Genomic DNA, 2,374 nt, shown 5'->3' with positions numbered 1-2,374 from the left:
AAGATGAGATTTCCCATGGATTAATCCAGTAAGACCCCTTAGAGATGATGAGGTTGATAGGTCTGGTGTGGAAGCGTGGCGACACGTGGAGCTGACAGATACTAATCGGTCGAGGACTTATCCAATACTTTCTTGACACATGTTTATACATTATCTAGTTTTGAGAGAGCTATCTCAAATGTGAACTAAGATACTCTAATGAGAATCTGATGTTCAAAAGATATTTTTGAAAAAATATCTTAATAGTCTGGTGGCGATAGCGAAGAGGCCACACCCGTTCCCATGCCGAACACGGTCGTTAAGCTCTTTTGCGCCAATGGTAGTTGGGGGCTTCCCCCTGTGAGAGTAGGACGTTGCCGGGCAGATAAAAGACAATCCAATTGGATTGTCTTTTTTGAATGACGAATATTAATTGCGACACCTAAAAATAAACACAAAAAAGCCCATGGTACTTCGTGTAAAATGAAGTTACCACACAACCCTTACACGGAGGTTTTATCATGAACTACTCTCATTTTACCACGTTTGAACGTGGACGACTAGAAGCCCTAAATAAACTGGGCGTCTACTAGAAAAATTGCTTTAGAACTAAATCGACACCACTCTACTATTGCTCGAGAATTAAATCGAAATAGTATAAAAGAATATGCTAGTGAAGTTGCTCAAGATAAATACGTAGAGCGCCGTAAAGCTGTAAAACAACAGGTAAAACTTCAACTAACATGGTCCGCTGAACAGATCGTTGGACGGTTAGTTGAACTAAATCTTTCATTCAAAACAATAAAACAAGTCCTGTCTCATAATAAGTTCCTAGCAAAATAATATTTCTGAAATAAATCATCTCATTGAAAAAATGGCGAAGGTGGGACATTTGTTGGCATCGAGAAGAGAGTTGTCTTTATATTGATGTAGGGGAATGCTAAGTACTCAGCATACTTTGTACATTTTTATGTTAAACCCTTGTGAAAAAATAAAATCCATTCACGGGTAATGCGTTCTAATTCTATTAGAAGGTTTTCTGTTAGAAGAGGGAGAGGTCTTAATGCTACAAACCATTAACCAACGTTTAGAGAAAAAAATGCCTTATCTAACACCAACTAGTGTGATTGTTGGCTTAGTACTTGCAGATGTACTCCACTCATGGGTGGTGATTGTCCCCTGGATCTTTGCGTTTATCACGTTATCAAGTAGTATAGGGGTCAAAGTGGAGAAACTAAAACAAGCTTTGTTACATCCAGGACCCATTTTTCTTTCTTTATTTATTATTCAAGTGGTGATGCCGTGTATCGCTTTTGGAGTTGGACATCTGTTCTTTGCGGCCGATCCGCTAACAATAGTGGGATTGATTATTGCTTTTATTATTCCTACCGGTGTGATTAGTTTGATGTGGGTTTCGATTTATAAAGGAAATGCGTCGGTTACGCTCGTGATTGTGTTAGTCAACACCTTACTGTCACCATTGTTCATCCCACTGTCTCTTCATTTATTTGTCGGTGCTAGTGTGGATTTCGATATATTTAGTTTGATGAGAAATTTAGTCTTGATGATTGTGGTCCCTTCGTTATTTGGAATCCTTTTAAATTATCTTCCTTTTACAAAGAATAAAGATGTAAAATCGAAGTTTGCTCCTTTTTCAAAGGTAGGGCTCATGTTTGTGATTGCGATTAATAGTTCCGTTGCAGCCCCTGTGATGACGTTTGATTGGAACATGTTTAGAATCGTGATTGCCGTCTTTTTTCTTGCATCACTGGGATATGTATTAGGCGTAGTGGCCGGTAAAATGTTGAAGTTGGATAGTGATGTGATTATAAGTCTTCTTTTTAACAATGGAATGAGGAACATTAGTGTAGGGGCGACGATTGCTATTTTGTATTTCCCACCACAAGTGTCAGTTCCGGTTGTTGCAGGAACGTTGTTTCAGCAAGTGCTTGCAGCTAATTATGGGCGGATTCTATCAACCTATTTAAAAAAGGAAGAGAATGAGAAAAAGAAAGAGTTGAAGATGGTTCATTGAGCGAATGCGGTAGAGTTCTAAGTATGAGTTATCCTTGTTCCTAAATAAAAAAGAGCTTGAAGCTGGGAGTAAGAACGTTTTAGAAACAAGTTAGGACCTCTCAGTCAAGCGTCCTGTTTGCGGGTGCTCGAGAGCGTGAAGGGGTTCAGATCTTTTAAAGGTGGTTAAAAAGAGATTAGCTAGGATCGTTATTTTTTGAGGAAATCTACTTTTTATAGTAGGTTTCCTTTTTTGGTGTGCCCGGCATGTCTAACAGCTAGGTGGTGAAAGTCCACTACAGGCTTGGCAGTGGGAACTGTTAGCGAATGGCAAGGGTGTCTAGGGTGACCTAGAATCTGAAGGAAGCCGGACGCAAAATCT

1 protein-coding gene, 2 rRNA genes and 1 pseudogene are annotated in these 2,374 nt (G+C 39.4%); all 4 read left to right on the top strand.

The annotated features are described in order from the left end of the window. Positions 1–125, top strand: a 23S ribosomal RNA gene (locus LDX58_RS25545); the annotation flags it as partial. 121 nt (positions 126–246) lie between these two features. Next, positions 247–362, top strand: a 5S ribosomal RNA gene (gene rrf / locus LDX58_RS25540). A 138-nt stretch (positions 363–500) separates the two neighbouring features. Next, positions 501–783, top strand: a pseudogene (locus LDX58_RS25535) (transposase); the annotation flags it as partial. Between the two features lie 259 nt (positions 784–1,042). After that, the gene (locus LDX58_RS25530; RefSeq protein WP_227940472.1) at positions 1,043–2,014 is read left to right on the top strand and encodes a bile acid:sodium symporter family protein; all 972 of its coding nucleotides are present in this window, start codon (positions 1,043–1,045) and stop codon (positions 2,012–2,014) included. Positions 2,015–2,374: the final 360 nt, after the last annotated feature.

The organism is Alkalihalobacillus deserti (genome assembly GCF_020734105.1).
GTDB classification, from domain to species: Bacteria; Bacillota; Bacilli; order Bacillales; family Bacillaceae_D; genus Halalkalibacter; species Halalkalibacter deserti.
Note: the sequence above shows the minus strand (reverse complement) of the source record. Positions and strands in the feature narration are given on the sequence as shown.

Excerpts from the sequence above, each read along its gene's own strand:
- LDX58_RS25530 (WP_227940472.1), top strand. The coding sequence starts at position 1,043 with ATGCTACAAACCATTAACCAACGTTTAGAGAAAAAAATGCCTTATCTA.